This window comes from Sphingomonas faeni (assembly GCF_040407565.1).
Classification (GTDB): Bacteria; Pseudomonadota; Alphaproteobacteria; order Sphingomonadales; family Sphingomonadaceae; genus Sphingomonas; species Sphingomonas faeni_F.
The window spans coordinates 180056-207052 of record NZ_JAPZPR010000006.1; the positions used below are offsets into that span (position 1 = coordinate 180056).

29 protein-coding genes, 1 tRNA gene and 1 riboswitch are annotated in these 26997 nt (G+C 66.5%); of the genes, 15 read left to right on the top strand and 15 right to left on the bottom strand.

Going from position 1 to position 26997, the window contains the following annotated elements:
* The first annotated feature begins 116 nt into the window (after nucleotides 1-116).
* Nucleotides 117-226, top strand: a riboswitch (TPP riboswitch).
* Nucleotides 227-265: 39 nt separating this feature from the next.
* Nucleotides 266-2182, top strand: a complete 1917-nt coding sequence (gene thiC / locus O6Y00_RS13920; RefSeq protein WP_353443188.1) for a phosphomethylpyrimidine synthase ThiC — start codon at nucleotides 266-268, stop codon at nucleotides 2180-2182.
* On the opposite strand, the gene O6Y00_RS13925 is transcribed toward thiC, so the two are convergent.
* The 4 genes from O6Y00_RS13925 to O6Y00_RS13940 all read right to left on the bottom strand — a co-directional run bounded on the left by O6Y00_RS13925 (nucleotide 2161) and on the right by O6Y00_RS13940 (nucleotide 4053).
* Nucleotides 2161-2715, bottom strand: a complete 555-nt coding sequence (locus O6Y00_RS13925) for a hypothetical protein (protein ID WP_353443189.1) — start codon at nucleotides 2713-2715, stop codon at nucleotides 2161-2163. The two genes, thiC and O6Y00_RS13925, sit on opposite strands and share 22 nt — an antisense overlap.
* A 2-nt stretch (nucleotides 2716-2717) precedes the next feature.
* Nucleotides 2718-3224: a hypothetical protein gene (locus tag O6Y00_RS13930; RefSeq protein ID WP_353443190.1), complete on the bottom strand. Its 507-nt coding sequence runs from the start codon at nucleotides 3222-3224 to the stop codon at nucleotides 2718-2720.
* Nucleotides 3225-3535: 311 nt separating this feature from the next.
* Nucleotides 3536-3802: a Txe/YoeB family addiction module toxin gene (locus O6Y00_RS13935; protein ID WP_353443191.1), complete on the bottom strand. Its 267-nt coding sequence runs from the start codon at nucleotides 3800-3802 to the stop codon at nucleotides 3536-3538.
* Nucleotides 3799-4053, bottom strand: a complete 255-nt coding sequence (locus O6Y00_RS13940; protein WP_353443192.1) for a type II toxin-antitoxin system Phd/YefM family antitoxin — start codon at nucleotides 4051-4053, stop codon at nucleotides 3799-3801. Before O6Y00_RS13940 ends, O6Y00_RS13935 begins: the two co-directional genes overlap by 4 nt.
* Nucleotides 4054-4198: 145 nt before the next feature.
* Here O6Y00_RS13940 and O6Y00_RS13945 point away from each other — a divergent pair, with 145 nt between their 5' ends.
* Nucleotides 4199-5074, top strand: a complete 876-nt coding sequence (locus O6Y00_RS13945) for a hypothetical protein (protein WP_353443193.1) — start codon at nucleotides 4199-4201, stop codon at nucleotides 5072-5074.
* 31 nt (nucleotides 5075-5105) lie between these two features.
* On the opposite strand, the gene O6Y00_RS13950 is transcribed toward O6Y00_RS13945, so the two are convergent.
* Nucleotides 5106-5405, bottom strand: a complete 300-nt coding sequence (locus O6Y00_RS13950; protein WP_353443194.1) for an alkylphosphonate utilization protein — start codon at nucleotides 5403-5405, stop codon at nucleotides 5106-5108.
* On the bottom strand, nucleotides 5402-6100 hold the full coding sequence (ung, locus tag O6Y00_RS13955) for a uracil-DNA glycosylase (protein WP_353443195.1): 699 nt from the start codon (nucleotides 6098-6100) through the stop codon (nucleotides 5402-5404). The genes O6Y00_RS13950 and ung overlap by 4 nt, the downstream gene beginning before the upstream one ends.
* Before the next feature lie 173 nt (nucleotides 6101-6273).
* Here ung and aguB point away from each other — a divergent pair, with 173 nt between their 5' ends.
* Nucleotides 6274-7134 carry an N-carbamoylputrescine amidase gene (gene aguB / locus O6Y00_RS13960; protein ID WP_353443196.1) on the top strand — a complete coding sequence of 287 codons (861 nt, stop codon included), beginning with the start codon at nucleotides 6274-6276 and terminating at the stop codon, nucleotides 7132-7134.
* Between the two features lie 108 nt (nucleotides 7135-7242).
* Here aguB and O6Y00_RS13965 read toward each other — a convergent pair whose 3' ends face one another.
* On the bottom strand, nucleotides 7243-7818 hold the full coding sequence (locus tag O6Y00_RS13965) for a DUF4337 domain-containing protein (RefSeq protein ID WP_060526044.1): 576 nt from the start codon (nucleotides 7816-7818) through the stop codon (nucleotides 7243-7245).
* A gap of 131 nt (nucleotides 7819-7949) precedes the next feature.
* Here O6Y00_RS13965 and O6Y00_RS13970 point away from each other — a divergent pair, with 131 nt between their 5' ends.
* A complete protein-coding gene (locus O6Y00_RS13970; protein WP_353443197.1) occupies nucleotides 7950-8924 on the top strand; it encodes an MBL fold metallo-hydrolase in 975 nt (324 codons plus the stop codon).
* Nucleotides 8925-9177: 253 nt separating this feature from the next.
* Here the strand turns inward: O6Y00_RS13970 and O6Y00_RS13975 are convergent, their stop codons facing one another.
* Nucleotides 9178-9912, bottom strand: a complete 735-nt coding sequence (locus O6Y00_RS13975) for a uracil-DNA glycosylase (RefSeq protein WP_353443198.1) — start codon at nucleotides 9910-9912, stop codon at nucleotides 9178-9180.
* A gap of 22 nt (nucleotides 9913-9934) precedes the next feature.
* Between O6Y00_RS13975 and folK the strand changes: the two genes are divergently transcribed.
* From folK to O6Y00_RS13990, 3 genes are all read left to right on the top strand, one after another.
* Complete coding sequence (gene folK / locus O6Y00_RS13980; RefSeq protein WP_353443199.1) at nucleotides 9935-10444, top strand: 2-amino-4-hydroxy-6-hydroxymethyldihydropteridine diphosphokinase; 510 nt, start codon at nucleotides 9935-9937, stop codon at nucleotides 10442-10444.
* A 21-nt stretch (nucleotides 10445-10465) separates the two neighbouring features.
* Nucleotides 10466-10541, top strand: a tRNA-Lys gene (locus tag O6Y00_RS13985).
* A gap of 242 nt (nucleotides 10542-10783) precedes the next feature.
* Nucleotides 10784-11218 carry a phosphatase PAP2 family protein gene (locus O6Y00_RS13990; protein WP_353443200.1) on the top strand — a complete coding sequence of 145 codons (435 nt, stop codon included), beginning with the start codon at nucleotides 10784-10786 and terminating at the stop codon, nucleotides 11216-11218.
* Here the strand turns inward: O6Y00_RS13990 and O6Y00_RS13995 are convergent.
* Both O6Y00_RS13995 and galE read right to left on the bottom strand, forming a co-directional pair.
* Complete coding sequence (locus O6Y00_RS13995) at nucleotides 11198-12031, bottom strand: HpcH/HpaI aldolase/citrate lyase family protein (protein WP_353443201.1); 834 nt, start codon at nucleotides 12029-12031, stop codon at nucleotides 11198-11200. The two genes, O6Y00_RS13990 and O6Y00_RS13995, sit on opposite strands and share 21 nt — an antisense overlap.
* Nucleotides 12028-13026 (bottom strand): UDP-glucose 4-epimerase GalE, encoded by a 999-nt coding sequence (gene galE / locus O6Y00_RS14000; RefSeq protein WP_353443202.1) that lies wholly within the window; start codon nucleotides 13024-13026, stop codon nucleotides 12028-12030. Before galE ends, O6Y00_RS13995 begins: the two co-directional genes overlap by 4 nt.
* A 59-nt stretch (nucleotides 13027-13085) precedes the next feature.
* Here galE and msrA point away from each other — a divergent pair, with 59 nt between their 5' ends.
* A complete protein-coding gene (msrA, locus tag O6Y00_RS14005) occupies nucleotides 13086-13628 on the top strand; it encodes a peptide-methionine (S)-S-oxide reductase MsrA (protein ID WP_353443203.1) in 543 nt (180 codons plus the stop codon).
* 96 nt (nucleotides 13629-13724) lie between these two features.
* On the opposite strand, the gene O6Y00_RS14010 is transcribed toward msrA, so the two are convergent.
* Nucleotides 13725-14744, bottom strand: a complete 1020-nt coding sequence (locus O6Y00_RS14010; protein WP_353443204.1) for an L-threonylcarbamoyladenylate synthase — start codon at nucleotides 14742-14744, stop codon at nucleotides 13725-13727.
* Between the two features lie 46 nt (nucleotides 14745-14790).
* Here O6Y00_RS14010 and O6Y00_RS14015 point away from each other — a divergent pair, with 46 nt between their 5' ends.
* Together O6Y00_RS14015 and O6Y00_RS14020 are read left to right on the top strand one after the other, a co-directional pair.
* Nucleotides 14791-16503: an acyl-CoA dehydrogenase gene (locus tag O6Y00_RS14015; protein ID WP_353443205.1), complete on the top strand. Its 1713-nt coding sequence runs from the start codon at nucleotides 14791-14793 to the stop codon at nucleotides 16501-16503.
* Nucleotides 16504-17145: 642 nt separating this feature from the next.
* Entirely contained in the window at nucleotides 17146-17961 is an 816-nt protein-coding gene (locus O6Y00_RS14020; RefSeq protein ID WP_353443206.1) for an arylamine N-acetyltransferase family protein, read from the top strand.
* A 268-nt stretch (nucleotides 17962-18229) separates the two neighbouring features.
* On the opposite strand, the gene O6Y00_RS14025 is transcribed toward O6Y00_RS14020, so the two are convergent.
* Together O6Y00_RS14025 and O6Y00_RS14030 are read right to left on the bottom strand one after the other, a co-directional pair.
* The gene (locus O6Y00_RS14025) at nucleotides 18230-18586 is read right to left on the bottom strand and encodes a GntR family transcriptional regulator (protein ID WP_056053547.1); all 357 of its coding nucleotides are present in this window, start codon (nucleotides 18584-18586) and stop codon (nucleotides 18230-18232) included.
* Nucleotides 18587-18623: 37 nt separating this feature from the next.
* Entirely contained in the window at nucleotides 18624-19199 is a 576-nt protein-coding gene (locus tag O6Y00_RS14030) for a nitroreductase family protein (protein ID WP_353443207.1), read from the bottom strand.
* A 117-nt stretch (nucleotides 19200-19316) separates the two neighbouring features.
* Between O6Y00_RS14030 and O6Y00_RS14035 the strand changes: the two genes are divergently transcribed.
* Nucleotides 19317-21110 carry a peptide MFS transporter gene (locus O6Y00_RS14035; RefSeq protein WP_353443208.1) on the top strand — a complete coding sequence of 598 codons (1794 nt, stop codon included), beginning with the start codon at nucleotides 19317-19319 and terminating at the stop codon, nucleotides 21108-21110.
* Nucleotides 21111-21257: 147 nt separating this feature from the next.
* Here the strand turns inward: O6Y00_RS14035 and O6Y00_RS14040 are convergent, their stop codons facing one another.
* Both O6Y00_RS14040 and O6Y00_RS14045 read right to left on the bottom strand, forming a co-directional pair.
* Nucleotides 21258-22250, bottom strand: coding sequence for an aldo/keto reductase (locus O6Y00_RS14040; RefSeq protein ID WP_353443209.1), 993 nt, complete (start codon nucleotides 22248-22250; stop codon nucleotides 21258-21260).
* Nucleotides 22225-23496 (bottom strand): dicarboxylate/amino acid:cation symporter, encoded by a 1272-nt coding sequence (locus tag O6Y00_RS14045; RefSeq protein WP_353443210.1) that lies wholly within the window; start codon nucleotides 23494-23496, stop codon nucleotides 22225-22227. Before O6Y00_RS14045 ends, O6Y00_RS14040 begins: the two co-directional genes overlap by 26 nt.
* 67 nt (nucleotides 23497-23563) lie before the next feature.
* Here O6Y00_RS14045 and glmM point away from each other — a divergent pair, with 67 nt between their 5' ends.
* The 4 genes from glmM (at nucleotide 23564) to O6Y00_RS14065 (ending at nucleotide 26964) form a co-directional block, all read left to right on the top strand.
* Nucleotides 23564-24904 carry a phosphoglucosamine mutase gene (gene glmM / locus O6Y00_RS14050; protein WP_353443211.1) on the top strand — a complete coding sequence of 447 codons (1341 nt, stop codon included), beginning with the start codon at nucleotides 23564-23566 and terminating at the stop codon, nucleotides 24902-24904.
* Nucleotides 24904-25119, top strand: a complete 216-nt coding sequence (locus tag O6Y00_RS14055; protein WP_353443212.1) for a DUF1272 domain-containing protein — start codon at nucleotides 24904-24906, stop codon at nucleotides 25117-25119. Before glmM ends, O6Y00_RS14055 begins: the two co-directional genes overlap by 1 nt.
* Before the next feature lie 331 nt (nucleotides 25120-25450).
* A complete protein-coding gene (thiD, locus tag O6Y00_RS14060) occupies nucleotides 25451-26338 on the top strand; it encodes a bifunctional hydroxymethylpyrimidine kinase/phosphomethylpyrimidine kinase (protein ID WP_353443213.1) in 888 nt (295 codons plus the stop codon).
* A complete protein-coding gene (locus O6Y00_RS14065) occupies nucleotides 26326-26964 on the top strand; it encodes a ribonuclease HII (protein ID WP_353443214.1) in 639 nt (212 codons plus the stop codon). Before thiD ends, O6Y00_RS14065 begins: the two co-directional genes overlap by 13 nt.
* Nucleotides 26965-26997 lie beyond the last annotated feature (33 nt).

Below are 26997 nucleotides of genomic sequence, written 5' to 3' on the forward strand. Positions count from 1 at the left end.
AAGGGCCAGCCACCTCCCCCTTGCGAGGGAGGATCGCAGGGGCAGCGCCCCCTTCGGCTCTGAGCAAAGTCGAAGGGCAAATTCCCCATTGCACCCCACCCCCAGCCGCCTATGCTCGCCCCACCCCGGGGGAGCGCTGATCCGCGCTTGAGAGGAAGGCAGGAGCCTTCGACCCGCTGAACCTGATCCGGTTGATACCGGCGGAGGGAGGGAGCGGTCGCCACAGAACCGCAAGCCTTGCTCCGAGACCCGTAGGAGCAAGCGCATGGCCATCGATACGCAATCCAAGACTGACATCGGCGTAACCACCGGCCCGATCCGAGGCTCGCGCAAAATCCACGTCGCGGTCCCGACCAGCACCGACGTCCGCGTCGCCATGCGCGAAATCGTCCTCGACCCAAGCTGCAGCGAACCCCCGTTACGCGTCTACGACACCAGCGGCCCCTACACGGACCCCCGCGCGACGATCGACATCAACGCCGGCCTCCCCCAACTCCGCCGCGCCTGGATCGAGGCTAGAGGCGACGTGGAATCCTACGAAGCCCGCGAACTCCGCCCCGAAGACAACGGCCAGCTCGGCCCCGACCGCTCCGGCGGCGTCCCCCAGTTCCCTGCCACCATCAAGCGCCCCCTCCGCGCGCGCGCCGGCGCCAACGTCAGCCAGATGCACTACGCCCGCCGCGGCATCATCACCCCGGAAATGGAATACGTCGCCACCCGAGAAAACCTCGGCCGCGCCATGCTGAAAGACTACGCGAGAGACGGCGAATCCTTCGGCGCCCAGATCCCCGACTACGTAACCCCCGAATTCGTCCGCGACGAGATCGCCCGCGGCCGCGCGATCATCCCCAACAACATCAACCACCCCGAATCCGAACCGATGGCGATCGGCCGCAACTTCCTCGTCAAGATCAACGCCAATATCGGCAACAGCGCGGTCGCCAGCAACGTCGCCGCCGAAGTCGACAAGCTCGTCTGGTCGATCCGCTGGGGCGCCGACACGGTCATGGACCTCAGCACCGGCCGCAACATCCACGACACCCGCGAATGGATCCTGCGCAACTCGCCCGTACCGATCGGCACCGTCCCGATCTACCAGGCGCTCGAAAAGGTCGGCGGCGTCGCCGAAGACCTCACCTGGGAGATCTTCCGCGACACCCTCATCGAGCAGGCCGAGCAGGGCGTCGATTACTTCACGATCCACGCCGGCGTGCGCCTCGCCTACATCCCGATGACCGCGAAACGCGTCACCGGCATCGTCTCGCGCGGCGGCTCGATCATGGCGAAATGGTGCCTCAGCCACCACAAGGAGAGCTTCCTCTACGAGCGCTTCGACGAGATCACCGAGATCATGAAGGCGTACGACATCGCCTACAGCCTCGGCGACGGCCTGCGCCCCGGCAGCATCGCCGACGCCAACGACGAAGCGCAATTCAGCGAACTCTACACGCTCGGCGAACTCACCCACCGCGCGTGGAAGAGCGACGTCCAGGTCATGATCGAAGGCCCCGGCCACGTCCCGATGCACAAGATCAAGGAGAACATGGACAAGCAACTCGAAGTCTGCGGCGAAGCGCCCTTCTACACGCTGGGGCCGCTCACGACGGACATAGCCCCCGGCTACGACCACATCACCAGCGGCATCGGCGCCGCGATGATCGGCTGGTACGGCACCGCGATGCTCTGCTACGTCACGCCAAAGGAGCATCTAGGCCTCCCCGACCGCGACGACGTCAAGGTCGGCGTCGTCACCTACAAACTAGCCGCCCACGCCGCCGACCTCGCCAAAGGCCACCCCGCCGCCCAGATGCGCGACGACGCCCTGTCCCGCGCGCGCTTCGAGTTCCGCTGGAGAGACCAGTTCAACCTCTCCCTCGATCCCGACACCGCCGAACAATACCACGACCAGACGTTGCCCGCAGAAGGCGCCAAGACCGCGCATTTCTGCTCGATGTGCGGCCCCAAATTCTGCTCGATGAAGATCACGCAAGAGGTGAGGGACTTCGCGGGCAAGCAGAACGCGCCTGCGGACACTTTTATCGCCGCCGATGCTACGGATGCCGATCGTGCCCTGTTCGCCAACTGCAAGCGTTCGGTCGCCGATGCCGAAGCCGGCATGGCCGAAATGAGCAACCGGTTCCGGGAGAAGGGGAGTGAGGTTTATTTGCCTGCGTCTGGCTGACCGGGCGCGGCTGTGCCGTCCGCCCGGTCGATCCACGGAGCCAACTCCGCGCGGTCGGGCGCACTCAGCAGCATCGAGGCGAGCAACCAGATCGTGCCGCCCACGATCACAAATGCGAGAATAGCCAGCGCCTCCGACCGAAAGGACAGGCTCGCGCCTGCGGTCAGCCCGGCAAGACACCCCATCTGTCGTCCGATCGCGACGCTGCCATTCTGCCAAAGAAATGCACGTGTGACGTTGAACGCGTCATCACCAATCGGGAGATCAGGCGTCATGAACTGCCGAAGCCGCGCCGGGTTACGCCACAAGCGCGGGTCGCCCTTGGCGAACAGGTAAAGCAGGGCTGTGTAGATCGCTATGCTACCTGCGACGTTGATAGCCAAGACGATCGGTGAGCCAAGATCAAGGTTTAAGGCCATGGCTACGCCACCGAGTAGGAAAAGGTCGACCGCCCCTGCGAGAATGGCAAAGGGTAATGTTGGTATGGGAACCACCAGTGCACCAATGCCATGACGCTTCGGAAGATCAGCCATGTTCACGAGCGGATCTCCCAATATTTCTTGATCGACACAGGATCGACTTGCCCTGCGAATATCGCCCGATACTCGGCGTCCGTCGCCTGTCCTGCCTGAAACCGGTGCTGTACCAGGGATCTGATCTCCTGCATCTCGCGCTCGGCGCTGTAGTAGGAAATAGTGACGCCGCCGATAACGACGAGAGCCAGGCCTCCGCCGGCGCCTTTCGGCAGGCGTGCGCCGAACCGTTGTGCGACGGCTTCTGGAACCGCGCCATAGCCGGCTACACGAGCACCCGCCTTTTTGGCAGCGGCGCGCACGCTGCCAGTCTTGACCGCCTCAGCCACGCCGGCGTTTGCAGCACCCACGCTACTCGCACCGGCAGCAAGCCCCGACGCCTTGATCCACCATATGATGCGCGACAGGTTCTCGTAGCGCTGGACAAGCGCAGCCGTGGACCGACCGACATTATTAAAATGAAAAGGCAGTTCCTGCATCGTAATCAGGATGCGGCCGAGTGTAACCACAAAGGGTGACCATGATCGAAATGACCTTGCGTCGCCGCAAGGATATTGTTCGCATAGGATCGACGTTGCGCCTGAGTTCTCTGGAGCGGCATGGCATAAGTCGCCAGCAACAAGCGTGCGCCCGCTTCAGGATTCGCCTGGATCAGGTGTCGCGGTATACCGAAAATTGCACAAAGGTTTCTTAACAGAACCTGGGTCTTCTGGTTCACTCCAGGCATACGAATCTCCTGCCTTGGATAATGTGTCGTCCGTCATCTGATGACTGATCGTAGCGGTACCCGACGATGCAGACAACCAAAGTGCTGCTCGGATCAATAATGATACCGGCACTGCGCAACCTGCACCGTCTGAGCGTCACCACTTCCCATCACGCGGTAAACCAGCCGATGCTCATGGTTGATCCGGCGCGACCACCAGCCCGACAGATTGCCGCCAAGCGGTTCGGGTTTGCCAGTGCCCTTGAACGGATGGCGGCGGCATTCCTCGATCAACGCGTTCAGCTTGTCGAACAGCTTGGCATCGCTCGTCCTGAGGTCGACATATTCGGCCCAGGAGCGCGATGAGAACTGGACGTTCAAGAATCGACTAGCGCGTGGACTTCGCCATCGCCGGCATCCAGTTCGGCGATGCTCTCCAGTAACCGCTTCGCATTGGCGGGCGAGCGCAACAGATAGAGCGTCTCCTCCATCCCGGCCCATTCGCTCGCCGAGATCAGCACGACATTCTCGCCACGCTGACGCGTGATCATCACAGGGGCCCGATCCGCCGCGACCTTGTCGATCACGGACTTCAGGTTCTCGCGCGCTTCAGAATATGTGACAGTCTGCATCGGTGAAAGATGGACACTATCTTGTCCAATGTCAATCATGCGCGGCTGTCGTGAAGGATGCCCCCGCGCCACACTCCGCCCACAAAAAGTCCAACATCCCCCGCAAACGCTGTCCTACACGCCGCCCGCCTGATCCGCTCCGGCCATGACCAAACCCACGCGCACGCGCGCTCGTCGCGATGTCATGCCCGACATCGCCCCCGCTCTCGAACCGGCCGCTCCCGAGCCGACCGCACGGACCACCGCGATGACCATCATCGAGGCCGAGCATCTCCCGACGGTCGAGGATTTCGACCTCGCCGAGTACGACTGGGTGCCGGTCCGCCGGAAGGTACGGCATGATGGCTGGACGGTCGCGACGCAGCAGGCGTTCATCGGCGTGCTCGCGGATACCGGCTCGGTCACGCAGGCCGCGCGCGAGGTGAACATGTCGGCGACCTCGTGCTACCGCCTGCGCCGCGCGGCCGATGGCGCGGCGTTCGCGGCGGCGTGGGATGCGGCGGTGCAGACCGCGTCGCTGCGGCTGGTCGATCTCGCCTTCGACCGCGCGATCAACGGATCGCCCGAGCCGGTGTTCGACCGCGAGGGCAACCGCGTCGGCCAGCGCATCCGCTACAACGATCGCCTGCTGATGTTCCTCCTGCGCGCGCACCAACCGGATCGCTATCGCACCCCCGGCCAGTCGCCGGCGCCCGCGCCCATCCCGGTACCGCCGGTCGAGACCACGCTCGCCGCGCTCGCGCCGCCGATGCCCGCCGACCCGCACCGCCTGATGGCCCCCGAGGCGCTGGCGACAGCGCTCGAAGTCGCCGATATCCGCGCCGAACCCGTGGCTGAGCAGGGTCCTGCGCCAGCCCAGCCATCACCGCTTGGGGACACGTTCGAGGCGCTGCTCGCCGCCGCCAAGGCGACGATCCCACCCAAATATCCCGACAGGGTCCGCACCCAGGACGAAGGTGAGGGTGATCATGAACGCGGCCGCCGCAGCCGTTTGCGAGCGCAACTTTATCGTGACCTTTGAAGCCGGCCCCTCCTCGAATGCGGCCCGAAACCTACCGTTTCCGAACGAACTCCGCGCGCAGGACCAGTCCCTTGATCCCCTCGTACCGGCAGTCGATCTCCTGCGCGTCGCCGGTCAGCCGGATCGACTTGATCACCGTCCCGCGCTTGAGAGTCTGCCCCGCACCCTTCACGGTCAGGTCCTTGATCAGCGTCACCTGGTCGCCGTCCGCCAGCACGTTGCCGACCGAATCCCGCACCACGACCGCGCCGTCGTCCGCCGCCACCGCCGTCGCCGCGCCGCCCGCGACCCACTCGCCGGTCGCTTCGTCGTAAGTGTATTCGTCGCTCATCGGTCAGTCTCCGGCAGCGCCCAGTCGATCGGAGCGCGCCCGTTGGTTTCGAGAAAGGCGTTGGCCCGGCTGAACGGCCGCGATCCGAAGAACCCGGTCCGCGCGGCCAGCGGCGAAGGATGCGCGGACGCGATCACCAGATGCCGCCCGCCCTTGCTCACATCGTCGACGAACGCCGCCTTCTTCTGCGCATACGCCCCCCACAGCAGGAACACGACCGGTTTGTCCTGCGCGTTCACCGCCGCGATCACCGCATCGGTAAACCGCTCCCACCCGCGCTTCTGGTGCGACGCAGCCTCGCCCGTCCGCACGCTCAACACCGCGTTGAGCAACAGCACGCCCTGCGCCGCCCAATGATCGAGCATGCCGTGGCGTGCCCGCGGGATCCCCAGATCCGCCTCCAGCTCCTTGTAGATGTTCACCAGGCTAGGCGGCGTCCGCACGCCCTCCCGCACCGAGAAGCTCAGCCCATGCGCCTGCCCCTCGCCGTGATACGGATCCTGCCCAAGGATCACGCACCTGACCTGATCCAACGGCGTCAACTCCAACGCCCGAAACCGGTCCGCATCTGCCGGAAACACCCGAGCTCCCGCCGCCCGCTCGCCCTCCAGATACGCATCGAGCGCGCGCATGTACGGCGCGTCGAACTCGGCTTCCAGCGATTGCCAGCTTGCGGGGAGGTGGGGTGTCATCATCTCCGGTCGCATGTCGGACAGGGCAGGGCAGTGTCAATCGCCGCTCCTAGTTCCCCCGCGAAGGCGGGGGCCCAGGATCACAAACGATGCCCCCCGTTACCCTGGACCCCCGCCTCCGCGGGGAACAGCAAGAAGGCTCGCACTCCATGGCGCGTCACCTTATATGCGCCGCCATGACCGAGATCACCGTCGCCGCGCTGCAGCTGGGCTTCACGCCCAACATCGACCGCAACATCGCCAACGTGTCGCGCCTCGTCCACGAGGCCGCCGCGAAAGGCGCGCAGGTCATCCTGCCGCCCGAACTGTTCGAGGGCGAGTATTTCTGCCGCGTCGAGGACGAAGGCCTGTTCGCCAACGCCGCACCCGTCGGCGAGCACAAGGCGGTCCTCGCGATGCAGGCGCTCGCCGAGGCGCTCAAGGTCACCATCCCGACCAGCTTCTTCGAGGCGGACGGCCCGCACCATTACAACAGCCTCGCGATGATCGGCCCCGACGGCAACGTGCAGGGCGTCTATCGAAAAAGCCACATCCCCGACGGCCCCGGCTACGAGGAGAAATTCTACTTCCGCCCCGGCAACACCGGCTTCAAGGTCTGGCCGCATGCGTCGGACGCCGGACGGACGACGCTAGGCGTCGGCGTCTGCTGGGACCAATGGTACCCGGAAACGGCGCGCGCTATGATGCTGATGGGTGCCGAAGTGCTGTTCTACCCGACCGCGATCGGTAGCGAGCCGCATGACACGTCGCTAGACACCGCGAGGCTATGGCGCCGCGCCATGGTCGGCCACGCGGTCAGCAACGTCGTCCCGATCGTTGCCGCCAACCGAGTCGGCGTCGAGCACGGCCAGACCTTCTACGGCACCAGCTTCATCGCCGACGAGCGCGGCGACATCCTGGCGGAGCTAGGCCGCGACGACGAAGGCGTGATCACCGCGACGATCGACCTCGACATCGTCAAGCGCCACCGCGCCGCCTTCGGCTTCTTCCGCGATCGCCGGCCGGATCTGTACGGAAGGCTGGTCCAGGACATCTGACCCGCCCCGTCGTTCCAGCGAAAGCTGGAATCCAGAGTTACAGCGCGCAGCGAAGGTGGCTCTGGATCCTGGGCCGAACCCAGGATGACGGGGTATTGGGGGCGGCCGTCAGAACCAAGCCAGCCCAGCCAGCAACGCCCCCACCAGCGCAGCCGCCCCCGCAACCCACAGCAACCACCGCCGCCCGGTCAGCGCGGTAATCGAAGCCAGCGCGATCGCCACCTGGATCGCGGTCACCGCCAGCGCCAGCTTCGTATGCGGCCGCAGCGCCTCGTCCGACTCCCCGTCCGCCGCCGCCGAGCGCCGATCGAGCGTCTCCGCCTCCCGCTTCAGCGCCGTCCCCCGCGCCTTGTACCGCGCGATATCCGCCCGGTGCGTCGCCATCTGCGTCGCACCGAACCCGGGCGGCGCGAGGTCGACCTCCATCTGCGCGATATGCCGCTTCAAGTCTTCCGCCTGGTAATAGCCCCACGCATCGGACGCTTGAGCCTTGATCAGCACCGCTTCGTTCTTGTGGAGCAACGCCTCGTTCTGCGTATGCCCACCGAGGAAGCTGGTCACTGCCGCCAGCGTCGCCAGGATCGCAGTAAACAACGCGATCCGCTGGTCGAACGCCTCACCGCCAGCAGCGCGCTCCTCCGACAGTTGCTCATGCAACCCGCGCACTTCGAAATCATCGTCCATGCTAGTCGCTTTGGCAGCTCGCGCGTGACTGGACCCTGATGATCGAGTGACATATCCGTCAGCGCGCCATGATCCATACTCGTTTGATACTGCTCGCTTTCGCGCTCCTCGCCGGCTGCGCAACGCCGTCCGTGAGGACATTTCCCCTGAGTGATCACTTCAACGGCGAACGCTTCTTCAACCCCGACGGCGTGCAGGGCAGCACCGGCGAGCAAAAGCAGGGCCCGGTCGCGCTGCTCCGCAATCTCGTAAAGCCACCCTACCGCACATGGCCCGAAGTGCCCGTCACCCCGACGCGGCCCCCTGCTCGCGTCGAGGGCCAGACGATGCGCGTAACCTGGATCGGCCATTCGACCGTGCTGGTGCAGAGCCAGGGGCTCAACATCCTGACCGATCCGATGTGGCAGCAGCGCTCGTCCCCGGTCCAGTTCCTCGGCGTGAAGCGAGTCCGCGAACCCGGCGTACGTATCGCGGACCTTCCGAAGATCGACCTGATCCTGCTCAGCCACAACCACCGCGATCACCTCGACATGACCACGATGAGACGGCTCTGGCACCGCGACAAGCCGCTGATCGTGACCTGCCTCGGCAACGACCAGATCCTCGCGCGCAGCGGCGTCCGTGCGGTCGCGCGCGACTGGGGCGGGCGGGTGACGTTGCGTCCCGGCGTCGATGTGATCGTCGACCGCGCGCATCACTGGAGCGAATACGATCCCGGCGATCTCGACAAGACGTTATGGGCAGGCTTCACCGTGACGCTACCCGGCGGCAACCTGTATTTCGCAGGCGACACCGGCCCCGGCGACATGCGCTGGGCAACCGAAGCGCGCCGAGCAGGACCGGTCCGCCTCGCCATCCTGCCGATCGGCGCCTATCATTTCGCAGGCCACGAAACCGACAACCACATCGGCCCGGACCAGGCGGTGACCGCGTTCGAACAACTCGGCGCGGCCTATGCGCTCGGCGTTCACTGGGGCACGTTCGAGCTGACGTCCGAGGGTATCAACGAACCGCCCGAGCATCTCCGCGCCGCGCTGATCCGCGAACACATCCCCGCGAACCGCTTCCGCACGCCAGAGGCCGGTGAGGCCTGGGTGATCAAGTAGCAGAAACCACACGATCCTCCCCCGCCAGGGGGAGGTGTCGCCGAAGGTGACGGAGGGGGCGGACCCGGAGCAAACGTGATCGCGTACCGCCCCTCCGTCTGGCAAGGGCCAGCCACCTCCCCCTTGCGGGGGAGGATCGAGCGGTCGAATACCGCCCTCCCGTCATCCTGACGAACGTCAGGACCCAGAGCCAAACAGAACCGCGTCTCGTTACCCTGGGTCCTGACTTTCGTCAGGATGACGGAGAGAGATGTTAGTCCGCCCCGCGCAGCTCCAGCGCCCGCGTGAACACTGCATCGAACATATCCGCGGTCAGCACACCCGTATTCACGTTGTACCGCGAGCAATGGAAGCTATCGATCAGCACGCGGCCATCGGGCATCACATGCTCAGCGCCGTGTGCGAACCGCGCCTTGGGCAGCCGCCCACCCAGCATCTTCACCGCCGACTGATGCGCGATATGCCCCAGTGCCACGAACACCCGCGCGGTTGGCACCGCATCCGCCTGCGTCTCGAGGAACGGCCGGCAGGTGCGAATCTCCTCGGGCGTCGGCTTGTTCTCGGGTGGCAGGCACTTCACCGCGTTGAGGATGATCGCGCCATCGAGCGCCAGCCCATCCTCGGCCTTGGCACCATATGTCCCGGTTGCGAGCCCGAACCGCCCGAGCGTCTCGTACAGGAACTGCCCTGCATAATCGCCAGTGAACGCGCGGCCCGTGCGGTTCGCGCCATGCTTCCCCGGCGCGAGGCCGATGATGCCGAGCCACGCCGCGGGATCCCCGAACGCAGGGACGGGCGCGTTCCACCAGGTCGGGAACTCGGCCCGCAACTGCTCGCGCACGGCGACGAGGCGAGGGCAGAGCGGGCAGTCATGCGGCGGCTCGGTCTCAGGCAGCGCGGAGACAGGCGCGAAGACGGTCGTGACGTCGACTTCGCCGGTCTCGTCGACGGTTTCGGGAAGCTCGGAGGTGTAAGGTGTGGAATCCATGGGATTGCGCTAGGCGGACCAAATGTCGCCTGCAACCCCGCTCCCGCCGATCGCGCAGGCCGCGACCACCTACGCGATCGCGCTCGGCTCCAACCGCCGCGGCCGTCACGGGAGCCCCGAGCGCGAGATCGCCGCCGCTTTGGAGACGCTCGGCGCTGTCGTGGCACGCTCGCCGACGGTCGCCAGCGCACCCCTCGGTCCCTCGAACCGCCGCTACGCCAACGCCGTCGCACTGATTGAGACGCCCGAAGACCCCGCCGCGCTGCTCGTCCGCCTCAAACGGATCGAGCGCGCGTTCGGCCGCCGCCCCGGCCGCCGCTGGGGAAGCCGCGTCCTCGACCTCGACATCGTACTCTGGTCCGGCGGCGCGTGGTCGTCACGCGGGCTCACCGTCCCTCACGCCGCTTTCCGCACCCGCAGCTTCGTCCTCACCCCCCTCGCCGGCCTGATCCCACAATGGCGCGATCCATTGACCGGGCGAACGATCCGGCAATTGGCGCAATCGGTTGACCGAAAGCGGCCACGCGATTAGGTGCGCGGTCCACGATGGCGGGGGTCCGTAGCTCAGTTGGTAGAGCAAGCGACTTTTAATCGAGAGGTCCCGGGTTCGAGCCCCGGCGGACCCACCATCGATGCCTCGGGCGATGCGCCGAGCAGGCGGAGGCATGTCCCGGCGATTCTAGCGGGCGCGTCGGTCGCGGCGATTGGGCTAGCCCTCATCCTCCTCGTCGGTCTCGCGGTCGATCACTGGCCGTTCGCGTTTGACCGGTCGATCATCCTCGGTCTGCGCGCGTGGGGCGGACCGTCATGGCTGCCCAAGGTCGCAGCCGACGTCACCGCACTTGGCGGCGGCATCGTCCTGACGATCGTCGTGGTGGTCGCCGCCGGCCTGCTGATCGTCCAGCGCCTCTGGCTGACCGCCGCCGCGATGGTCGCGGCCAGCGTCACCGGCAATATCGTGGTCGAGCTCGTCAAGCTGCAGGTCGCCCGCCCGCGCCCCGACATCGTCGCGCACCTCGTCACCGTCACGCATATGAGCTTCCCGAGCGGGCATTCGGCGAACAGCGCGATCGTCTATCTCACGCTCGCCGGCCTCGCATCGCAGGTGACCCGCGACCGCGCGATCCGAGCGTATCTGCTGGTCGTCGCGATCCTGCTGGTCGGCGCGATCGGCTGCAGCCGCGTCTATCTCGGCGTCCACTGGCCGAGCGACGTGCTGGCCGGATGGAGCTTCGGCACGCTCTGGGCGCTCGCCTGGTGGCTCGCCACCGCGCGCGTGCGCGACTCAATCGGCGGCGAGCGCTAGCAGCGCCTTCGCCGCCTTCAGGTGCGGCGCGTCGACCATCCTGCCCTCCAACTGGAGTGCGCCCGCACCCGGATTGGCGGCGAACAGGTCGACGATCGCCTGCGCCTTGGCGCGTTCCTCGGCTGACGGCGTGAAGGCCGCGTTGATCACCGCGACCTGGCTCGGGTGGATCGCCATCATCCCTGTGAACCCATCGCGCCGCCCGCGCGCGGCATAGGCGGCCAGCCCGTCCAGATCGCGGAAATCGGGATAGACCGTTTCGATCGCGGCCACCCCCGCGGCATGCGCGCCGAACAAGGTCAGCGACCGGGCAAGCTGGTACGGCGTGGTGTACGATCCGTCCGCCTCGCGCGACGTCGCCGCACCGATCGCCGCGGGCAGGTCCTCCGCACCCCAGGTCAGCCCGACCAGCCGATCCGTTACACCGCCATAGGTCCCTAGCGCGAACATCGCGGCGGGCGTCTCGGTCGCGATCGGCAGGATGGCGACGTTACCGCCCAGCTTGGCGTCGAGCGCCGCCAGCGATGCGCCGCCCTCTGCCTTGGGCAGCATGATCCCGTCAGGCTTGCCGGGGAGCACCGCCGCGAGGTCATCATCCGCCAGGCCGGAGTCGAGCGGGTTGATCCGCACGAACAACGGCACCGTCCGAGGCTGGTCAAGGAACGTCGCGACGTGTTCGCGCGCCGCCGCCTTGGCTGCCGGCGCGACCGAATCCTCCAGGTCGAGGATCAGCGCGTCCGCCCCCAGCCCGAGGGCCTTGACCATCCGCTCGGGACGATCGCCCGGCACGAACAGCAGCGAGCGGAGCCTCACCGGCCCTTCTCCGCCAGAGCCCGCTCCCACGCCAGCGCATCGCGGACGATGCCGGCGAGATCGGCATGGCGCGGCGTCCAGTCGAGCGTTTCCAGGATCGCGCGATTGTCCGAGATCAGCATCGCCGGATCGCCCGCGCGACGTCCTTCCAGGCGACGCTCGATCGTCCGGTTGGTAACCTTGTCGACCGCATCGAGCACCTCGAGCACCGAGAAGCCCTTGCCATAGCCCGCGTTGAGCGTGTGGCTCTTGGCCGGTTCGGCGATCAGCACGTCCAGCGCAGCGACATGCGCGGCGGCAAGGTCGGTGACGTGGATATAGTCGCGCACGCCGGTGCCGTCGGGCGTGTCGAAATCCGTGCCGTAGACGCCGACCGCGTTGCGCTTGCCGGTCGCGGCCTCGACCGCGATCTTGATCAGATGCGTCGCGCCGATGGTCGATTGCCCGCTGCGCCCCTGCGGATCGGCGCCGGCGACGTTGAAGTAGCGCAGCGCCGCGTAGTTCATCGGATGCGCCGCGGCGACGTCGCGCAGCATCGCCTCGGTCATCAGCTTCGACATGCCGTAGGGGTTGATCGGCACGGTCGGATCGCCCTCCGCGACGGGCACCTTTTCGGGCGTGCCATAGGTTGCGGCGGTCGACGAAAAGATGAAGTGCGGCACGCCCTCGACGACCGCGCTCTCGATCAGCGCACGGCTGGCGGCGGTGTTGTTGCGGTAATATTTGAGCGGATCGCTGACTGACTCGGGGACCACGACGGAGCCGGCGAAGTGCATGATCGCCCGGACGTTATGCTCGCGGATCGCCGCGCGGACCTTCGCGTCGTCGGCGACGTTCGCCTCGACCAACGCGGCGCGGGGATCGACTGCCCAGTCGAATCCCGTGACGAGATTGTCGAGCACGACGACGTCATACCCCGCATCGAGCAACGCCAGCACCGCGTGGCTGCCGATATAGCCGGCCCCGCCAGTCACCATAACCTTACCGTCGATCATGCGCGTCTCCTCTTTGTTGCGGGGTAGCGACTTCCTACATTGGCGGAAAGGAGATCGTTATGACGGATTATGTAACGCTGGCCGGCGGCTGCTTCTGGTGCACCGAAGCTGTGTTCAAGGACGTGATCGGCGTGGAGTCGGTCGAGAGCGGGTATATCGGCGGGCATGTCCCTGATCCGACGTACAAACAGGTTTGCGGCGGCGACACCGGCCATGCCGAGGCGATCCGCATCGGCTTCGATCCGGAGCAGCTGAAGCTCGGCGACCTGCTCGACATCTTTTTCGCGACGCACGACGCGACGACGCTGAACCGGCAGGGCAACGACGTGGGGACTCAGTACCGCTCGGCGATGTTCCCGGCGGACGACGCGCAGAAGGCGGAGATGGAAGCGGCGTTGGCCCGCGCACAGGCCGACTCGCCCAAGCCGATCGTTACCACCATCGAGCCGATGGACACGTGGTACGAGGCCGAGGGCTATCACCAGGATTACTGGGAAACCTCGGGCCGCTCGAACCCGTATTGCATGGCGGTGATCCCGCCCAAGCTGCAGAAGCTGCGCAAGAGCTTCGCCGCACGGTCGAAGGCGGCGGTGAACGCGTAAGATCGGACCAATGCTGTTCCCCCGCGGAAGCGGGGGCCCAGCTAAATACCGTCATCCGACCTGACTCCTGGACCTCTGCGTGCGCAGGGGAACGGACTATCGATGTGCGGCACGGCGCAAGCGGTCGTTGATCGCTTCACCAATGCCTTCAGACGGGATCGGCGCGATGGCGATCGTTGGACGTTCATTCGCATCGGCAGCGTAGAGCAGGTCGAACAGCTTCGCGGCCGCTTCGACCACGTCCCCTGATGCGGAGAGGGTTACGTCGCCCGCCACTTCGCCAAATCCGATCAGCCATTCGTTCGACGCTGCCTCGATAGCATTTAACCGCAGAAGCTTCTTGGGAGCATAGTGGCTCTCCAGTTGCCCCGGCGCTGTCACCCCACCCTCACGCCCCCCCGGCGAAGGCCGGGGCCCAGTTGGGGGACTGTCATGATCGGCGTTGCGCGTAGTTACTTCCGACGTTCCAACTGGGCCCCGGCCTTCGCCGGGGTGGTGTTCGAGGTGCTGGCGGATAGCCTCCGCGGTAACCGGCCCCGGCCGCAGCACCGTCCGCCCGGCCACGATCGTCGACTCCAATCCCGCCTCGGTAGCTCCGTCATTGAGGATCAGCGGTACGTTCCCCCCCAGACTTCCCGCAACATGCGCCGCGGTAGTCGGTGAAATCCCCCCGCTCGCATTGGCCGAAGGCGCCGCCAAAGGCCGCCCCGACGCCGCGATCAGCCCCTGCATCGCCCGATGCCGCGGCACTCGGATCGCGATCGTATCCAACCCCGCGGTCACCAGCGAAGCGATCCCCGAATCCCCCCGCACCGGCAGCACCAACGTCAAAGGCCCCGGCCAGAACGCCTCGGCCAACGCCCGAGCATCCGCATCGAACACCGCGATGCGCTCCGCCGCCGCCAGATTCGCCACATGCACGATCAGCGGATTGAAACTCGGCCGCCCCTTGGCCGCATAAATCCGCGCCACCGCCGCCGCATTCGTAGCGTCCGCGGCGAGTCCGTACACCGTCTCGGTCGGCACCGCGACGATCCCCCCGTCGCGAATCAGCACGGCGGCTTCGGCGATCGCGGCCGTGCCGTAGGGTAAAATCCGAGGGTGTGGACGGGTCATTCCACAGGCGTATAGCGGGTCCAAACCGTAGCGATAAGAGGATGCGATGGCCTTCACTCCAGCAACCACCGAACAGCGTTTCGTGCTCGATCATATCGTGCGGATCGGCGAGCTTGCCGACACTGAACGCTATGCCGCCGCCAGCGACGACGTGGTCGACGCGGTCCTCGAAGGCGTCGGGCAACTCGCGGCCGGCGAATGGGCCCCGCTCAACCGCGCAGGCGATACGGTCGGAGCCAAATGGACCCCCGACGGCGTGGTCATGCCCGACGGTTTCGCGCAGGCGTACAAGGATTATGTCGAGGGCGGCTGGGGCACGATCGGCGTCGACGAGGAATGGGGCGGGCAGGGCCTGCCTTTCGCGATCCAGACCGCGGTGCTCGACACGCTTGGCTCGGCGAACATGGGCTTCGCGCTCTGCCCGACGCTGACCGTCGGCGCGATCGAGGCGCTCCAGCATCACGGCTCGCCGGAGCAGCAGGCGCTCTACCTCCCCCATCTCGCGACCGGCGAATGGACTGGCACGATGAACCTCACCGAGCCGCAGGCGGGCTCCGATGTCGGCGCTCTCCGCGCGACCGCCACTCCGCTTGGCGACGGCAAGTGGTCGATCAAGGGCACCAAGATCTATATCTCGTTCGGCGATCACGACATGGCGCCAAACATCGTCCACCTCGTCCTCGCACGGACACCGGGCGCACCGGTTGGGACCAAGGGCATCTCGCTGTTCCTCGTCCCCAAGTACCGCCTCAACGAAGACGGCACGCCAGGCGAGTTCAACGATGTCCGCGTCGTCTCGATCGAGCACAAGATGGGCCTCCACGCGTCGCCGACCTGCGTGCTGAGCTTCGGCGACAACGACGACTGCATCGGCGAGCTGATCGGCGCGGAGCTCGGCGGCATCCGCGCGATGTTCACGATGATGAACAACGCGCGCCTCAACGTCGGCCTCCAGGGCGTCCAGGTCGCCGAGGGCGCGACGCAGGGCGCGGTTGCCTATGCTTTGGACCGCGTCCAGTCGGCGCGCGCTGGCTCGCCGAACAAGGAGTCGGTCAAGATCGTCGAACATCCCGACGTCCGCCGCATGCTGATGCGGATGAAGGCGCAGACGCAGGCGGCGCGCGCACTCGTCTACTACGCGGCAGGGCAGGTTGATCGTGCCAATCTCGGCGACCACGCCGCGCGCAACCGCCTTGAACTCGTCACGCCATTGGCGAAGGCCCACGGCACCGATCTCGGCAACGAAGTCGCGTCGCTCGGCATCCAGGTGCACGGCGGCATGGGCTATGTCGAGGAAACCGGCGCCGCGCAGTATTTCCGCGATGCCCGCATCACGCCGATCTACGAGGGCACCAACGGCATCCAGGCGGCGGATCTGGTCGGTCGCAAACTCGGTCTCGACAATGGCGGCGCGTTCGCCACGCTGATCGCCGACATTCGCGCGGAGGCGAAGGACGAACGCCTCCTGTCGCTGGTCGACGCGTGCGAAGCGATCGGACGTAAACTCGCCACCGCGGACGCCGACGACAAGCTGGCGGCGAGCTACCCGTTCCTCACGATGCTGTCGGTCGCAACCTGCGGCTGGCTGATGGAGCGGCAGGGCGGGGTGGCCGGCAGCGACGATTTCGGCCGGATGAAGGCGGCGGCAGTGCGCTTCTACCTCGACCAGATCGTCCCCGAGGCAATGGGCCTCAACGCCGCCGCGAACGCCAGCGCGGCGGTGCTGTACTCGATCGAAGCGGACCTGTTCGCGGCCTGATCGAACGCGACATCGTCGTCCGCCCCTCCCCGGCGGAGGCCGGGGTCCAATTGGGGGACGGTGGTGATCCGCGCGGTGCTCGGTTACATCCGACGTTCCAATTGGGCCCTGGCCTCCGGCGGGGAGGTAGCTGATGGGACGGCGGTACAGGCTGTCGCGGAGTGGCACCCGGGCGGCCGCTTTTATCCTCCCCCGCAAGGGGGAGGTGGTACCGAAGGTGACGGAGGGGGAGGACACGCAACGACGGTAAACCGTTACCGCCCCCTCCGTCTGGCAAGCGCCAGCCACCTCCCCCTTGCGGGGGAGGATCGAGAGGGACGCCACTGGTCGCGACAGCCCAAACCACGCCGCCATGGCGGACTCGTTCCGGCGTCCACCGTTCCGCAGATCCGGGGGAATGGGAACGTGGAACGGTGGTCCCCGGAACAAGCCCGGGGTGACGGAGCAAGCAGGGATGTCGCCACACATCCCGTTCGCCCTGAGCGTAGTCGAAGGGCATGCCCAACACGCAGGTGCTTCGACTTCGCTCAGCATGAACGGGGGGAGGGGGCGCTGCGTCACGTGCAACATCGGGTCCCCGCACTCGACGCCCCCGCCCAACGGACGGTATGGGGAAACAGCAAATCTCTGAAAGCCCGACCGATGTTCGACCTCGAAGCCTATCTCCTCCGTGTCGCGATGCCCGCGCGGCCCACGCTCGACTCGATCGGTCTCGGCCGCCTCCAGCACGCGCACCGTCTCTCGATCCCGTTCGAGGACCTCGACGTCGTCCTCGGCCGCGGCATCGCGATCGACACCGCTTCAGTCTTCGCCAAGCTAGTCACCGCGCGCCGCGGCGGCTATTGCTTCGAGCACAACCGCCTCTTCCTCGACGCCCTCGCGGAACTCGGCTTCACCGCACGCCCGTTGCTAGCCCGCGTGTGGATCGCCGCGACCGACGTACCGCCGCTCACCCACACCTTCGCGCTGGTAACGATCGACGGCCAGGACTGGATCGCTGACACCGGCTTCGGCGGCAGCTACACGCCCGTCCTCCCGCTCGCCGACGGCGCCGAGGCAACCGCTCCCGACGGCGCACGCTTCCGCCTCGAAGCGACCGAGCAAGGCTGGATGCTACTCCGCGACGGCGATCCGATGACCACCGATGGTCGCGGCGAGACGGGAGGATTCCAGCCGCAATACAGCTTCACGCTCGCGCCGGTGTTCGATGCGGACCTCGCGCTGTCGAACCACTGGACCTCGACCGCGCCGTCGAGCCGCTTCACCCACACCCCGATCGCCAGCATCGTCCTCCCGAACGGCTTCGCGTCGCTGATCGGCCGCAACTACCGCCGGCGCTCGGGCACCGACACGACGGTCGGCGAGATCACAGACCCGCGCGTGTACCGCATCCGCACGAGCCTGTTGTTCGGGATCGACCTGAGCGTCGAGGATGTCGCGGCGCTGGGGTTGTTCTAGACGTCGCGCAGAACCGAATCTCGGATTTCGCACCTCGTACCGCCGCGCCATCCCCCACTTCCGTTCGTGCTGAGTAGCGACCGAGTAGCTCCGTCAGGAGCGTATCGAGGGTGCGTATCGAAGCATGGGTTCCACGCGCCAACCTGTCCTTCGATACGTCCTCTCGATACGCGGCTTCGCCACTACTCGATGACTACTCAGGACGAACGGAAGGGGGGCAGGACGTAGGACGAGCTGGGTAAGCACGACGAACGGCAGGTGAGGGCTCTTAAGCCCGCTCGCGCTCCAAAAGATCGTGCGCATCCAACCCCAACAGGTCGATATGCCCCAAGATCCTGGGCCACTGCGTCGTCACGAAGTTCTCGCGCTCCGCCACCCGCAACGCCTCGGCCGCACCCGGCATCACGAACATCCCGACGCCGCGCCGCACCTCGACATAGCCATCGTCCTGAAAGCTTTGATACGCCTTGGCGACCGTCAGCGGATTAGCCCCCTGCTCGGCGGCAAACGCGCGCACCGACGGCAACTGGTCGCCCGCGCGATAGTCGCCTCGCAAAATCCCCGCGGCGATCGTGCTGCGAAGGCGGATATATACGGGGCTGTCGTCGCTGCTGAGCGCTGTCATGCTGTTCTAATACAGCAATCTGGCGGAAAGTCGAGGCTCAGGATTCCCAATGGCTTACGAGCCGTGCCATATCCGGGCGGGGCCGTTCGTCGAGCGCGCGCGACGGCGTTCCGATGAACATGAACCCGGCGATCCGCTCCGCCGCCGTCCCGAACGCATCGCGCACCAAGTCCGAATAGGCCGGCCACCCCGTCAGCCAGCCACCCGCAAACCCCTCCGCATGCACCGCATGAAGCAGGTTCATGCACGCCGCCCCCGCTGAAAGCTCCTGTTCCCAAAGCGGAATCTTGCTCTCCTTCGGCGACGACAGCACGACCACAAGCGTCGGCGCCTGATGCGCGAACTGGTCGAGCGACTCGAGTTCGGTCCGCGATGCCGCAGGCCGCTCCGCCAGATACGCGTCCGCAATCAGCGTCGACAGCGCCGCGCGGTGTTCGTCACCCACGACGACGAACCGCCACGGCGCGAGCTTGCCGTGATCGGGTGTCCGCGCCGCGATCTCGAGGATCGTCGCCAGCTGGTAGGAATCGGGGCCGGGCGCGATCAGGTCGCGTGGCTTTCCCGAGCGGCGGGTGGCGAGCAGCGAGAGCGGCGTGGAGCGGTCGTTGAGCATGTTCCGGCAGATAAGCCCTGATGTGCGATATTTACAGGCCGAGCTTTGCCGCTAGGTTGCGCGCCATAACGGCCCCGCGTTCGACGGCGGCCAAGACGAGTATCAGGGAGCGTAAGAATGGTGGACACCCCGACCGCGGATACCCCGCGAGAGCCGGATATCACCCATATCAACCCGGCGTCCGGCGAAACCTGGTTCGGGCATCCCCGCCAGCTCGCACGGCTGTTCACCACCGAAGCGTGGGAGCGGTTCGGCTATTACGGCATGCGCGCGCTCCTCACGCTGTACCTCACCAAGCATTTCGTGTTCGGCGACCGCGAGGCGACCGGGCTCTACGGCGGCTATACCGCGCTAGTGTACCTGACCCCGCTGGTCGGCGGCTATCTCGCGGATCAGTATTTAGGCTCCAAGCGTGCCGTAAAATTCGGCGCGATCATCATGGCGCTCGGCTATCTGCTGCTCTGCTTCGGCGGCGAGACCGCCAAGCCGTATGCGACGATCGCCAACCAGCGTTACGCGATCGAAGTCGTCGACCAGGCCGACAGCGAAGTCCGCTATCTCGTCGATGGCGCGAACAAGCTGAAGATCAAGGGCAACGACGACGGCACCGTCTCGCTGCTCGCCCCCGACGGCTCGACCGCGCGCACGGTGGAGAAGGGCGGCTTCGAATCGGGCGCCGAACGCAGCAGCTTCTACGTCACGATCATGCTGCTCGCGCTCTGCATGATCTCGGTCGGCAACGGCTTCTTCAAGCCCAACATCTCGACGATGGTCGGCGAACTCTACGCGCAGGGCGACAAGCGCCGCGATGCCGGGTTCACGATCTTCTACATGGGCATCAACCTCGGCTCGCTGTTCTCGCAGCTGCTCTGCCCGTTCCTCGCGGTCGCGGTCGGCTGGTGGGCCGGCTTTGGCCTTGCCGCGATCGGCATGCTCGCCTCGTGGACGCTGATCCAATTCGATGGCGGCAAGCTAAACGGCTACGGCGAGCCCCCGGTCCGCACCGGCCCCGACCGCGCGCTCGGCATCTATGCGCTCGCACTGCTCGGTATCCCGATCTTCTACCTGCTGTTCGTCAATCTCATGAACGCCGTGCCGCCGGTGCCGGGGTCGGGGATCCTCGGCTACATCGCCTCGCTGTCGCTGATGGGCAAATTGCTGTTCGGCACGTTCCTGATCGCGGTGCCGGGCATCCTGATCTGGTCGTTCGTCAACGGCGAGCGTCGCGAGTTCCAGATGATGCTCGCGGCGATGGTGCTGATAGTGTTCAACGTCGTGTTCTGGACGCTGTTCGAGCAGGCCGGCTCCTCGCTGACGCTGTTCGCGGATCGCAACACCGATCTCAGCGTGTTCGGCCTTTTCAGCATCTCGGCCGGCCAGACGCAGTTCTTCAACGCGTTCTTCATCGTCGCGTTGGCGCCGATCATGTCGATCCTGTGGACCAAGCTCGCCGCCAAGGGCCTGGAGCCGTCGATCCCCGTCAAGTTCGGCATCGCGCTGATCGGCGTCGGTGTCGGCTTCCTGTTCCTCGTCTGGGGCGCAAGCATGGTCGGACCCTCGTTCAAGGTCGCGATCTGGTGGCTGGCAGGGTTGTATTTCATCCACTCGTTCGCCGAGCTCTGCATCTCGCCGGTCGGTCTCAGCATGATCACCAAGCTGTCGATCGCGCGCGTCGTCGGGCTGATGATGGGCGTCTGGTTCCTGTCGATCTCGGTCGCGCAGTATGTGGCCGGCGTCGTCGCGCAGGTCGCGAGCGTCGAGACGGTCGGGGGACAGGTGACCAATTTGAAGGTCAGCCTGGATACCTATGCCGGCGTGTTCTGGACGATCGGCCTGGTTTCGGCCGGCATCGGCGTCGTGCTGCTGCTGATCTCGCCGCTGATCAAGAAGTGGATGCACGGCGTCCAGTAGTACTTCGCAAATCCTCCCCCGCCAGGGGGGGGTGGCTGGCGCTTGCCAGACGGAGGGGGAGGAAAGGGATAACCGCGGTTCCGTGTCCTCCCCCTCCGTCACCTTCGGCGACACCTCCCCCTGGCGGGGGAGGATTGATACGGCAGCTCAGATCCGCGTCATCGACAGCGCCTTCTCACCATACCGCGGCCCGGCCGTCCCACCCCTAGGCGCGGCCGCATCCAGCTTCGTCAGATCGTCCGCGGTCAGCGTGATATCCGCCGCCTTCATGCTGTCCTCCAGCGTAACCCGGCGCTTCGATCCCGGGATCGGCACGATGTCGTCGCCCTGCGCCAGCAACCACGCGAGCGCGACTTGCGCAGGCGAGGCACCATGCGTATCGGCGATCGACTTCACCACCGCGACCATCTCCATGTTCTTGGCGAAGTTCTCTTCCGAATACCGCGGATCGTTCCGCCGATAATCGCCCTCGGGCAGATCCGACCGAGCAGTAATCTGCCCCGTCAAAAACCCACGTCCCAGCGGCGAATAGGGCACGAACCCGATCCCCAACTCGCGGCACAACGGCAGGATCGCGTCCTCGACATCGCGCTCCCACAGCGAATATTCGCTCTGCAACGCCGCGATCGGATGCGTCGCCGCCGCCCGGCGAATGGTGTCGAGCCCCGCCTCCGACAACCCGAGATGCCGCACCTTGCCCTCGCGTACGAGGTCGCCCATCGCGCCGACCGTATCCTCGATCGGCACCCCCGGATCGACGCGATGCTGGTACAGCAGGTCGATCGTCTCGACGCCCAGCCGCTTCAGCGATCCCTCGCAGGCACGCCGCACATTGGCCGGTGTGGAATCCACCCCCGTCATCCCGTTCTCGTCATAGCGGAAGCCGAACTTGGTCGCGATCACGACGCCGTCGCGCTTGCCGCGGATCGCCTTGCCGATCAGTTCCTCGTTGACCAGCGGGCCATAGATCTCGGCGGTGTCGAACAGCGTCACGCCAAGCTCGATCGCGCGGTGGATCGTCGCGATGCTCTCATCGGCGTTCGCCTCGCCGTACATGCCCTTGCCGATCCCGGCCATCGGCATGCAACCTAAGCCCAGCGCGGAAACCTCGAAATCAGGGCCGAGCGTGCGATACTTCATGGGTGTTCTCCTGAGCGCCGACGCGATCGGACCGCGCTGCGACGGAGATGGTAACGGCGGTGTCCATCGTCACGTTCCCGACGGTGCGAAACAGGTCGGGTATGGTCTCGACCGCGATGAGCAGACCCAGCACCTCAAGCGGGATGCCCATCGCCAGCGCCACAGGCGCGACCGAAGCGACGAAGCTGATCGTGCCCGGCAGCGAGATCGACCCCATCGTCGTGATCGCCGCGGTCGCCACGCCCGCCGCCATCTGCCCCGGCCCGATCGGCAGCCCCAGCCAGTGCGCGACGTACAGCGCGACCGCCAGGTTCATCGCCGGGCTGGTCGCCCGGAATACCGCGACCGACAGCGGCAGGACGATCCCGGCGGTGGCGGGCGACGCACCGAGGTCGGTCGAGGCCTTCAACATCGCCGGCAGCGAGGCGAGCGACGATTGCGTGCTGATCGCCACCGCCTGCGCCGGCGCGACCGCACGCGCGAACCGGCCAAAGCCGACCCGCCCGCCAATCATCCCGATCGGATAGGCGGACAGCAGGACGATGAAGCCGATCGCCGAGACGCAGACGATATAGTGCAGGAGCGCGCCGAACGCAGCCGACCCGGTCCGCGCGCCGACCCCGTAGGCGAGCGCGAAGATGCCGATCGGTGCGAGCTTCAGCACCCATGTGATGATGATCAGCAGCGCGTCGACGACTGCCTGGAAGAAGCCGGTCAGCACGCGGCGGCGATCGTCGGGCAGTTTCGTCACGGCAAAGGCGAAGGTCAGAGCGAACACGGTGAGCGGCAGGAACGAGTCGCTGGACGCGGCCGCGACGATGTTGGTCGGCACGATCGTATCGAAGAACGCACCGATCCCCGGCACCGGCCCGACCGGCGCAGCACCCGTCAGTGCGGCACGCAACGCGGCGCCTAACGCGTGCGGCAGTGGAAAGGTATCCAAGATCAACGGCATGACCAGCGCGGACATGATCGTCGTGCTCCACAGGATGACGACGATCATCACCATCGCGCGAACGGTGATCCGCCCGGCGCGCGCCGCCTCGGTGGTCGCGCCGATGCCGGTCACGAGCAGCCCGACGACCAGCGGCACGATCACCATCTGCAACCCGTGCAGCCACGCCGACCCGATCGGCTGGGTCACCGCCGTCGCCGCGATCGCGTTCGCCGGCGACCACGCCGCCGCGGCGATTCCCATCGCGATGCCGCCGATCAGCGCGGCGAGAATCCGTGTAGTCTGCGACATGCTCGCCCTTCGTGGTCTACCGCGCTATCAACGGCATAGAACCCCGATACCGGACGGAAAGCGCGCGATGGCAAGAAAATATTTCGGCACCGACGGCATTCGTGGTGCCACCAACGTCTCGCCGATGACCGCGGCAATGGCGATGAAGGTCGGCATGGCCGCCGGCGCGTATTTCCAGCGCGGCGATCACCGCCATCGCGTCGTCATCGGCAAGGACACGCGGCTGTCGGGCTACATGCTCGAATCGGCCTTGGTCGCGGGTTTCACCAGCGTTGGCATGGACGTCGTCATGGTCGGGCCGATGCCGACGCCCGCAGTGGCGATGCTGACCCAGTCGATGCGCGCGGATATCGGTGTGATGATCTCCGCCAGCCACAACCCGTACGCGGACAACGGCATCAAGCTGTTCGGCCCCGACGGCTACAAGCTGTCCGACGAGGCCGAGGCGGCGATCGAGGCGCTGATCGACGGTGACATCCCGCTCGTCCCCTCCGACCAGATCGGCCGCGCGCGCCGGATCGAGGATGCGCAGGGCCGCTACATCCATTTCGCCAAGTCGACCTTCCCCGAGAATCTCCGCCTCGACGGCATGCGCGTGGTGCTCGATTGCGCGAACGGCGCCGCATACAAGGTCGCACCCTCGGCCTTGTGGGAACTCGGCGCCGATGTCGTCGCAATCGGCGTCACCCCCAACGGCACCAACATCAACGACGGCGTCGGCTCGACCGCACCGCAGGCGCTTGCCGAAACGGTGGTCGCGAGCGGCGCCGACATCGGCATCGCACTTGACGGCGACGCCGACCGGCTGATCGTCGTCGACGAGACCGGCACGATCGTCGACGGCGACCAGCTGATGGCGACGATCGCCGCCAGCTGGGCGCGCCAGGGGCGGCTCGCCGGCGGCGGTCTGGTCGCGACAGTGATGTCCAACCTCGGCCTCGAACGCCATCTCGCCGCGCAAGGGCTGGGTCTCGTCCGCACCGCGGTCGGCGATCGCCACGTGCTCGAGAAGATGCGGTCGAGCGGCTATAATGTCGGCGGCGAACAGTCGGGCCACATCATCCTCAGCGACTATGCGACGACCGGCGACGGCCTGGTCGCGGCGTTGCAGATCCTCGCCGAGGTCAAGCGCTCGGGCGCCCCCGCCAGCGAAGTGCTCCACCGCTTCGAGCCCCTGCCGCAGTTGCTCAAGAACGTCCGCTTCGCCGGCGGCAAGCCGCTCGACCACGACGCGGTGAAGGCGGTGATCGCCGAGGCGGAAGCCGAACTCGCCGGCAGGGGACGGCTCGTCATCCGCCCGTCGGGCACCGAACCGGTGATCCGCGTGATGGCGGAGGGCGACGATCTCGCCCAGGTCGAACAGGTCGTCGACCGGATCTGCGACGCCGTGCGGAAGGCTGCCGCCTGATGCTAGAGATGCGCCCCACCTGCGAACGCTGCACCACCGACTTGCCCGCCGATGCGCCGGGCGCGTTCATCTGCTCGTTCGAGTGCACCTTCTGCGCGGAGTGCGCCGAGGCACTCGACGAGCGGTGTCCGAACTGCGGCGGCGAATTGCTCGACCGGCCGACAAGGCTAGGTGAAGCGCCACCGCAAAAGCCGGCAGCGGGCAGGCGGCACTAGGGGCCACCGAAGCAGCCCACCCCAATTCGCCACCCCGGCCGCTTCTACCAGTCCGGTCACTTCTACCACCCCGGCGAAGGCCGGGGCCCAATTGGCAAGGTCGAGGTAACGGAACGCTACCCTCAGTTAGCAACGCCATCCAATTGGGCCCCGGCCTCCGCCGGGGTGGTTAGTGGGGGCATACCCCTGTCCTACATATCACTAGGTATGACATAGCCCAGCGTATGACCGCCAACCGCGCCAAACCCCGCTCAGCCACCCCAAACGGCTCCGCCCCGAAACCGTGCGAGCGTCTATACTTTCTATACTTCACTTTCCCGGCCGACCTCCAATGACCGCCAGAATCCTCATAATAGCCGGCTCCGACTCCGGCGGCGGCGCAGGCATCCAGGCAGATATCAAGACCGTCACGATGCTCGGCGGCCACGCCATGACGGCTGTGACGGCAATCACCGCGCAGAACACGCTCGGCGTGCAGGCCGTTTACCAGATCCCAACCGACATGGTCCTCGCGCAGATAGACTCGGTCGTCTCGGACATTGGCGTAGACGCAATCAAGATCGGCATGATCGGCTCGGCAGACACCGCGCACGCGGTCGCCGCATATCTCGAACGCCTTTCCCCCCTCCCTGGAAGGGAGGGGCCGGGGGTGGGTAGGCCGCTGGGCGAGCGCGACACCAGCCCCAAGCCAACCCACCCCCAACCCCTCCCTTCCAGGGCGGGGAGCAGACTCCCGATCATCTTCGACCCGGTAATGATCGCAACCTCCGGCTCCGTTCTCGCGGACAGCAACACCATCGCCGCCTTCACCCGCCTCATGCGGCTCGCCACGCTCGTAACCCCCAACCTCCCCGAACTCGCAGCGCTCGGCGGGGAAGCCCCAATCCGCGCCCTAGGCCCAGCCGTCCTCGTCAAAGGCGGCCACGCCGAAGGCCCCCACATCACCGACCGCCTCGTCACCGACGCCAGCGAAACCCGCTGGACCAACCCCCGCATCGAAACCCGCCACGCGCATGGCACCGGCTGCACGCTCGCCAGCGGCATCGCCACCGGGCTCGCCCAAGGCCTGCCGCTCGACGCCGCAATCGCGCGCGCCATCGCGTTCGTCCGCGCCGCACTTGCCAGCGCGCCAGGGCTTGGCGCAGGGCACGGCCCGATGGGGCACGCCCTCGGCACCAGTCCGTTCGACCAGTGGAAAGACCGCCAATGCCCGGCATGAAACACGAAAAGCTCTGCATCGGCCCCGTCGCCGGTGTCGACGAAGCCGGTCGCGGTCCACTCGCCGGGCCAGTCGTAGCTGCCGCCGTCATCCTCCCCGCAAAAGGCGTCCCCCGCGGCATCGACGATTCGAAGAAGCTCTCCGCCTCCGAGCGCGAACGGCTCTGCGCCCGCCTCAAAGGCTGCGCGATCGTCGGCATCGGCATCGTCCAGCCTGACGAGATCGACACGCTCAACATCTACTGGGCGACGATGAAGGCGATGACGCTCGCGGTCGACGCGCTGGCGGTCGAACTCGGCCAGGCCCCCGGCCACGTCCTGGTCGACGGCAACCGCCTGCCGCGCTGGACCTACCCCGCCACGCCGCTGGTCGGCGGCGACGCGAAATCGCTGTCGATCGCCGCTGCCTCCATCGTCGCCAAGCACACGCGCGACCTCATCATGATCGCCGCAGCCGACGTGCATCCCGAATATAACTGGCATTCGAACAAGGGCTATGGCTGCGCGCACCACATGAAGGCACTCCGCGATCACGGTCCCACGCCGATTCACCGCCGCAGTTTCGCCCCCGTCGCCGCCGCCTATCTCGCCCGCGAGGGACTTTTCGCACAGGAAACGACGGGCTGAGTCTTTCGCGCCACACCCCAAGGGCTTGAGCCG